Origin of the sequence: Pseudomonas sp. 50_B (genome assembly GCF_017491625.1) — a bacterium.
In the GTDB taxonomy this organism is placed as follows: domain Bacteria; phylum Pseudomonadota; class Gammaproteobacteria; order Pseudomonadales; family Pseudomonadaceae; genus Aquipseudomonas; species Aquipseudomonas danubii.
The window spans coordinates 265,190-273,017 of the sequence record NZ_JAFGYX010000003.1 but is presented as its reverse complement, the minus strand read 5'-3'; the positions used below and the strand labels follow the sequence as shown (position 1 = coordinate 273,017).

General features: G+C 64.4%; 5 protein-coding genes. 3 read left to right on the top strand and 2 right to left on the bottom strand.

What is annotated here, in order from left to right:
* The first annotated feature begins 246 nt into the window (after positions 1 to 246).
* The 3 genes from J5M73_RS06510 (at position 247) to J5M73_RS06500 (ending at position 2,960) form a co-directional block, all read left to right on the top strand.
* A complete protein-coding gene (locus J5M73_RS06510; RefSeq protein WP_207815143.1) occupies positions 247 to 918 on the top strand; it encodes a hypothetical protein in 672 nt (223 codons plus the stop codon).
* 123 nt (positions 919 to 1,041) lie between these two features.
* Positions 1,042 to 2,022 carry a response regulator gene (locus J5M73_RS06505; protein ID WP_102865050.1) on the top strand — a complete coding sequence of 327 codons (981 nt, stop codon included), beginning with the start codon at positions 1,042 to 1,044 and terminating at the stop codon, positions 2,020 to 2,022.
* Positions 2,023 to 2,042: 20 nt separating this feature from the next.
* Positions 2,043 to 2,960, top strand: a complete 918-nt coding sequence (locus tag J5M73_RS06500) for a LysR family transcriptional regulator (RefSeq protein ID WP_115580025.1) — start codon at positions 2,043 to 2,045, stop codon at positions 2,958 to 2,960.
* On the opposite strand, the gene J5M73_RS06495 is transcribed toward J5M73_RS06500, so the two are convergent.
* Together J5M73_RS06495 and J5M73_RS06490 are read right to left on the bottom strand one after the other, a co-directional pair.
* Positions 2,957 to 6,193: an ATP-binding protein gene (locus J5M73_RS06495; protein WP_207815207.1), complete on the bottom strand. Its 3,237-nt coding sequence runs from the start codon at positions 6,191 to 6,193 to the stop codon at positions 2,957 to 2,959. The two genes, J5M73_RS06500 and J5M73_RS06495, sit on opposite strands and share 4 nt — an antisense overlap.
* An 80-nt stretch (positions 6,194 to 6,273) precedes the next feature.
* Complete coding sequence (locus tag J5M73_RS06490) at positions 6,274 to 7,779, bottom strand: TolC family outer membrane protein (RefSeq protein ID WP_102865053.1); 1,506 nt, start codon at positions 7,777 to 7,779, stop codon at positions 6,274 to 6,276.
* Positions 7,780 to 7,828: the final 49 nt, after the last annotated feature.

Sequence of the window (7,828 nt, the reverse complement as noted above, 5' to 3'; positions counted from 1 at the left end):
CGCTTAAGGACTCAACGGCGCGTAGAGCCGCAAGCCGACGGTCCTTGAAGGGACCGGGGCGTCCCACTCACAGGCACCTGCCCGGGAGAGGAAATGCGCAAAGCCGCCCACAGCCTCGCCGCAGCGGCAAGAATTGGGGCTGTTCAACGTGGATTCGATGAGGAGCAAGACCAACACATCCGTGTTCCTGAACACAGTAATTCCCTTTACCAGTGAGTGCCTGAAGATTGCCAGAGACAACGGTGCATGCCTTGCTTCGTTGTTTACTCACACTACTTGGGTCGTATTTTCTCGCTGGTGCCTGCCGCTTGGTATCGCTTGCTGCAAGGCAACGGTACGAGCGTAGTAGGCAAAAATGAGCTGTCAAATTCACAGACCCAGACTTTACACAGGATGGACGGATGGCCTGTCGGGCGACACCCGACCAGCGTCACTCAAGCCCCCGGCGCGGCTCTGCTCCAGCGCTTTCAGCGGATCGAAAGGGCCTGTTTGTGGCAGGCAGAAAAATTGCCAATGGCAATTTTCCAGATCGGTATTAGGCTGACGATCTACGTGCCTATCGGCTTTCGGCACAATGCCATCATGAAAAGGATGACCTTCGTGAGTACTTCCAACACGGATCGTTTCCACGTCTTTGGCGTTTGCCCCCCCACTGATTACTGCCTGTTCGTCGACTATGTCCTGGACGACATCAAGGATCACGAAAACAGCTTGCTGCAGCGCATCCAGCAAACGCCCGATCCGGCCTTGCGGGTCTGGCGCGAGGGTACGGCGCTGCAAGGCACGGACATCTTCGAAATTGAATGCGTGAATGACCGGGAAACCGCACAGGAAGCCGTGGAATTCTGGCGCGCCTATTTTCGCTCCCTGGGCGAAACCATCATCAAGGCCGAGCACCTGTGTGACAGGCTGGAGTGAGGCCGGACCCAGCACCGGGCACGGCCGTCAAACCATCGGTACGCTGACTGCGGCAGCTGGACGCTAGGAGCCCATAACGCAAATCAGTTAGACTGCCGGCCTATTTTGTTCAGGCCCCTCGTCATGCCCGCAGAGCATGCTTCCAAGCCCTATACCCTCCTGGCGATCGACGACGATCCGCAGTCGCTGATAGTGCTGTCGAAAACCTTGACCTGCGAGTATGAAGTGCTGCTGGCGAAGAACAGCGAGCGTGGCCTGGCCCTGGCGCGCAGTGCCAGTCCCGACCTGATCATTCTCGACATCCTGATGCCTGAGATGGACGGCTTCCAGGTGCTCAGCGCGCTCAAGAGCGACCCGGCGACTGCAACCATTCCGGTGATTTTCCTCACCTCGCGCAGCAGCGTCGAAGATGAACGCCTGGGGCTGCTGCTGGGCGCCGCCGATTACATCGCCAAGCCGATTTCACCGCCGGTGGTACTGGCCCGGGTGGCCACACAACTGGGCTACCGCAACAAGCCCCTGCATGGCCTGCCAGCGGCGCCCGGACCTTGCGCCGGCAGCGACATGCGCGACGGTTTTGTCAGTGCATTGACCCTGCAACTGGCCGGCAATCCGCTGATCCGTCTCCAAGCCCTGCTCGACAGCCTGTCGATTGTGCTGCGCAGCAGCCTGAGCCGGCGCGACCCCGCAGCCTTTCGCAGCGCCGCCTGCCTGGCGCTGATGGGCCTCAATCAGCCGGGCAGCCGCATCGATCAGGCCCTGGGCCACAGCAGGCTGTTGATCGAAGAGATTCTCGCCCACGCCGAGCCGGAAGATCCGATCCTCAACCTCGCCTGGAAAATGACCCACGCCGACGCCTTGCTCAAGGGCCCTGGGGAGCTGCCCAGCGGCGAGCAGTTGCCACTCTCGGCCCGTCTGTTTGCCCTGGCGCTGAACTACCACCTGAGCCTGCTGCAGAGCGCGCCCGAGGACCTCCACAGTCGGCATGCGCATGCCATGGACCAGCTGTACCGCCAGCCCGGGTTCGAGCAATGCATCGGCGGCGACCCGCAGGCACTGTCGGCGGCCTTGCTCAGTTCGTCACAGACCTTTTTTGGCCGGTGAGCGGACGGTGAGCCTGGCCAATGCCTAACTTCGCGGATCTGGAGCTGTTCATTCTGATCGCCGAGCTGCAGGGCCTGTCCCCCGCTGCCCGCGTCATGTCGATCACCCCGGCTGCCGCCAGCCTGGGGCTCAAGCGCCTGGAAAGTCGCCTCGGGGTGCGGCTGTTCACCCGCTCCACTCGCACCATGAAGCTGACCCCCGAAGGCGCACGCTACCTGGACAGTGCCCAGCACGCGTTGAAGATCCTGGCCAACGGCAAGCGCTCGTTGCGCCACGATGACGGCATGCTGGAACTCACGGTGTCTTCCGACCTGGGCCGCAATTTGCTGCTGGACATGCTCGCCCGGCTCAAGCATGAGCGGCCGCGCATGTACATCAAGCTGGCGCTGAGCGACAAGCAAGAGGACCTGCTCAAGGGGCGCTTCGATGCCGCGTTGCGCTACGGCAAGAACCAGGCGCTGGATCTGGTCGAGCTGCCGGTGCTCAAGCAGCATTACTTCATCGCCTGCGCCGCGCCCGATTACCTGGCGCAACATGGCCAGCCTGAGGCGCCGCAACAGTTGAGCGAACACGAATGCATCATCTGTCACAGCATCGGCCGCCCGGAGAGTCGCTGGCGTTTCCATGGCGCCGGCAAGGTCGAGGACGTGCCGGTGCAAGGGCACTTTTGCTGTGATGATGGCGATGCCGCACGGCGCTGGGCCGTGGCCGGCCACGGCGTGGTCAACCTGCCGCTGCTGAATGTCGTCGAGGACCTGCTCGCCGGTCGCTTGCTGGCGCTGCTGCCGGGCTGGCAATCCGATCCTGCGCCGCTGAATCTGGTGGTATCGCACCGCTCGCAGATCACTTCGTCGTTGCGCGCCTTGCATCAATGCCTGGTCGAGCACTGCACCGACCGCATGGCCCGCTATCAGGCCCTGAGCCAGAACAGCCGCTAGCCCTGCAAGTCCTCTAGCAGGTCAAGGGCCTGCTGGAACTCCAAGCGGTAGATCCGCTCTTGAATGGCCCGCAGCGGGCCGCACGGGTATTGCTCGTACAGCTCATCGATCAGCGCCAGGGCCTGGGCATTATGCTTGCGCAGCAGCTGGGCCAGCCGCTCCAGCGCCAGCACCTGCTCAGCGTCCAGTCCCTGGCTTGGCGCTGCCAGATCTTCGTTCGCCACTGGCAGGGAAGCCAGGCCGGCCAGTACCGGCTCCAGGCACTGCGCCAGATGCTCGATCAGCGGCCCCAGCGCTGCCGGCCCGGCCGCCTGTTCCTCCAGTTGTCTAGCGGCTTCCTTGACCGCCGTGGCGCCGATGCTCCCGGCATTGCCCTGCAGGCTGTGGGCCAGAAAGCCGATGGCGGCCAAGTCCCCGGCGGCATGGGCGTGCCACAAGCGCTCGATGACCTGCTGCTGGCCGTCACGAAAGTCGACCAAGAGTTTGCGCTGCAGAGCCAGGTCCTGGTTGACCACCGCCAGCCCCAGCGCGGTGTCGATCCCTTCGTAGGTCGAGGTCAAGACGCTTGCATCCGGCAGCGCTGCGCTCTGCGCGAGCGGCATGTCCGTGCCTGCAATCCAGCGCACCAGGGTCCGATAGAGCGCCGCGACCTCCAGGGGCTTGCTCAGCAGATCGCTCATGCCGGCCGCCAGCGCCCTGCCCTGCACATCGGCCTGGTGACTGGCGGTCACGGCAATGATCGGCAGGGACTGCAAATGGGGGTAGCCACGAATCTTGCGTGTGGTGCCGAAGCCGTCCATGACCGGCATCTGGCAATCCATCAGCACCGCATCGAAATGCCCCTGCTCCAGCAACAGGCGCAAGGCCTCGGCACCATTGACCGCCAGCACCACCTGGACCCCGACGCGCTGCAGCAGGCCCAGCAGCACTTCCTGGTTGAGACGGTTATCCTCGACCACCAGCACCCGTTTCCCCGCCAGCCAGCGTGCCGGGGCATTGACCAGACCCGGCCCCGCGACCTCGCCCATCGATGGCCCGGCAGGCGCAGTGCCGCTTGAAGCGTGCCCTTGCTCAAGCGCTGGCGGCGCCAGCCCCAGCTGCACACTGAACTTGAACGTCGCGCCCTGCCCCAGCCGGCTATTGACCCAGATATCGCCCTGCATCAGTTGCACGATTTTCTTCGAGATGGTCAGCCCCAGGCCGCTGCCGCCGTAACGCCGACTGATGGACCGGTCGGCCTGGACAAAGGCATTGAACAAACGGGCCTGCTGCTCGTCGCTGATGCCTACCCCGGTGTCGGTGACGCTGAAGCACAGCAGGGCCTGATGATCCCACTGGCGCACCAGGCACACACCGATACAGACATGGCCGGCCTCGGTGAACTTGATCGCGTTGTCCACCAGGTTGGTCAGCACCTGGGCCAGACGCAGTGGATCACCGACGTAACGGCGCGGCAGCGACGCCGGAATATCCAGCTGCAGCCGCAGCGCCTTTTCCTCTGCGCGCTGGCGAACCAGCAGCAACACATCGTCCACCAGCTCCCGCAGGTCAAAGCCGGTTTGCTCCATGCTCAGCTTGCCGGCCTCGATCTTCGACAGATCCAGCACGCCGTTGATGGTGCCCACCAGGTGCTTGGCCGCACGGTCGATCTTTTCGATGTAGTCGCGCTGCACCGGCTCCAACGGCAAGTCCTGGACCAGATGGGCCATGCCGATGATCGCGTTCAGCGGCGTGCGGATTTCATGGGACATGCAGTCGAGAAATTCCGACTTGGCCTGGGTCGCCCGCTCGGCATCGCGCCGTGATTGCTGGATTTGCGCTTCCACCGCCTTGCGCTCGCTGATGTCCTGCAGCACCCCGGTGACTCGCGTCGGCGCGCCACTGGCGTCGCGCTGCATGATCTTGCCGATGTCCATGACCCACAGCCATTGCCCCTCTTTGTTGCGCATGCGGTATTCGGCGCGGTATTCGCCGACTTCATCGTTCAGGTGCGCCTTGAGCCGGGCCATCACCGGCTCGTAGTCGTCCGGGTGCACCAGAGCGGTCCAGCGCTCCAGGCCATGGCCGAAGGCCTGTTCCATCTGCTGTTTGCTGTAGCCAAGAATCTGCAGCCAGACATCGTTGTTGATGACAGTCCCCAGGCGCAGGTTCCAGTCCCACAGCCCCAGGGCCCCGCTTTGCAGGGCCATGTCCAGGCGCTGTTCGCTCTGCTCGATCTGCGCCACGTCACGCTTGTGTCGTCGGGCGTCGGCCAGACGCCGCAGGCCGCCCCACAGCAACAGCAAGAACACCAGGGCACTCACTCCCTCGATCAGCAGCACCTGTTCCGCCGGTAACAGTGCGTCCAGGTCGCCCAGGGTGATCAGGGTCCAGGGACCGCTCGGGTCATTCCAGTCGAAATCCACCCGGGACAGGCTGTAGCGCCGGCCGTCCAGCCGGACCACCGGCTGGTGGGCATCGAAGGGCAAGCGCTCGGGCACCCCGTTGGCAAACCGATAGTCGCTGAACTGGCGGCGGATCTCCCCGGTGAAGCGGTTCCAGGGCCAGGCGCGGTCGGACTTGAGGACCAAGTCCGGGGAACTGGCGGCCAGCACCACGCCGCTGGGGGACAGGATCATCTGCAGATCGGCGCTGTAGGGCTTGCTCAAGCTGGCATCGAGCGTATCGGCGTCAAACCGCGCCACCAGCACCCCGATCACCTGGTCCTGGCGCGTACGCGACTCGAAGATCGGCACCGCCATGTAGAACATGCGCGTGCCGGTACTGGTGCTGATGGCGCCGTAGACACTGCTACCGCCATTGAGGGCCACTTTGAAGTAGGGACGGAAGGCCACATTCAGCCCCAGGGGCGTCTGTCCCTGCTGGTCGTAGGCGGCCACCACCACCCCGTCCCGGTTGAGGACAAACGCATGGTTGGCATCCACCACCAGGGACAGGGTCTTGAGCGGCAGGGTGGCCCGTTCCATCAGCTCGGCAGAGGGCGCAGGCTCCAGGACGATGCGCTTGAGCCAGGGGTTGTGGCGCCCGAGGATCGACAGTGCGCCAATGGCAAAGCCGTTGGATTTCCATTGCTCCAGGTCCTGGGCCTGCTCCTGGGTCTGCATCTGGACGCTGGCCCGGTAGACGTCTTCGACCTGCACCCGGTAGTAGTTGCCCAACGCCACCGCGGCGCCGACCGCGATCACCACCCCCAAGGCATAACAGCAGCGTTTGTGACTGTCGAAGAAGTCCAATAACCCGTACAACCGCTCGCCCCTTTACCTTGAAAAAAAACCTGCCCGCCAACCCTGGCCCGGTGCCTTGCCAGGCCCTGTCAGCGTTTGGCCAGCCGGCGTGGAAACTCCGGCGGCAGAAAATCCAGGTCCGGATCGTAGTCGGCCTTGAGGTAATCACAAAGCGCCTTGAGGTCCTGGGGCGACAAGGTTCCCACCGCTTGCTTGAGCCGCAGGGTGTCGAGAATGTAGTCATAGCGGCTGTTGTTGTACTGGCGCACGGCGTTGTACAGCTGACGCTGCGCCTCCAGCACATCGACGATATTGCGGGTTCCGACTTGGAAGCCCATCTGCGAGGCCAGCACCGCGCCCTGGTTGGAAATGATCGACTGGCGCCGCGCCTGCACCTGATCGACACCGCTGTTGAGGCCACGATGCAGGTTGCGGGTCTGCTCCACGACCTGACGCCGCAAGCCGTCGTTGAGGGACTCGCGCTGGTTCATCCGCTGGTGGGCTTCGCGCACCTGGGAGCGGGTCTGGCCGCCGCTGAACAGCGGAATATTCAATTGCAGCCCGACCGTGCGCTGCTCGACGTTGCCGCCGTAGCCATTGCCACGGATATCGCTGTTGCCGTAACCCAGGCTGTCGTTGTCACCGATCTGGTAGCGCAGCACCGCATCCAGGGTCGGCGCGTGCCCGGCCTTGCGCGCGCTCAGGGTCTGCTGCGTCGCCTCCAGGGCGTACTGGCTGGCCTGCAGGGTCAGGTTCTGGCGCACCGCGGTGTCCACCCAGCGCCGGGCGTCGTTGGGTTCGGGCAACAGCACCGGCATGTCGTGGCGCAGCCCCTGGATCGCCTGGTACTGCTGATGCGTCAGGGTGTCCAGGGCTTGGAAGGCATCGTCGGTCTGCTTCTGCGCGACGATGCGGTTGGCCCGCGCGGTGTCATGCCCGGCCTGGGCCTGCAGCACATCGGTGCGGTCCGACAGGCCCAGTTGCAAGCCGCGCTCGGCCAGTTGCTGCTGGCGCTTGAGCGCCGCTTCCTCGGCCTTGGCCGCCGCCAGGGCGTCCTGGGCCTTGAGCAGGCCGAAGTAGGCCTGGGCGCTGTCGAACATGAGTTTCTGCTCGGCGGCGGCCAGCTCCAGCTGGGCCTGCTGGTCTTCGGCTTGCGCCGCCTTGAGGGCGAACCAGCGATCGGCGCGGAATATCGGCTGGTTCAGCACCGCCTGATAACTGTTGCCACTGCGCCGGGTGTCCTGCCGTGGCTGCTGCAGGGAGGTGCGGGTGGCATTCAGATCGGCGCTGGCGGACAGCGTCGGCAGCAGGCCGGCCCTGGCCTGGGGCACCGCCTCGGCGCGGGCCGCCTGATCGGCCTGGGCCGCCGCCAGCTCGCTGTTGTTCTGCCGGGCATCCAGGTACACCCGCCACAGGTCACTGGGCAGCGCCTGGGGCCGCTGTTGTGGCATAGGGGGTGGCGGATGCTGCGCTGAGTCTGGTGGCAGGTCTTGCTGATGCAATGGCAGCGCCTGCGCCAGGGGCGCCGCCAACAGCGGGACGACAAGCAGCCAGCCGGCAAAGGCTCGCTGCCGCGAATTCATGGGTTTGCTCATGGTTGGATCTAACACCGGGAAAAGAGAGGGCCGCAGACAGGAGAGGCTT

Bases quoted from the DNA above. Each gene is read 5' to 3' on its own strand.
- J5M73_RS06510 (WP_207815143.1), top strand. From the start codon at position 247: ATGCCTTGCTTCGTTGTTTACTCACACTACTTGGGTCGTATTTTCTCG.
- J5M73_RS06505 (WP_102865050.1), top strand. From the start codon at position 1,042: ATGCCCGCAGAGCATGCTTCCAAGCCCTATACCCTCCTGGCGATCGAC.
- J5M73_RS06500 (WP_115580025.1), top strand. From the start codon at position 2,043: ATGCCTAACTTCGCGGATCTGGAGCTGTTCATTCTGATCGCCGAGCTG.
- J5M73_RS06490 (WP_102865053.1), bottom strand. From the start codon at position 7,779: ATGAGCAAACCCATGAATTCGCGGCAGCGAGCCTTTGCCGGCTGGCTG.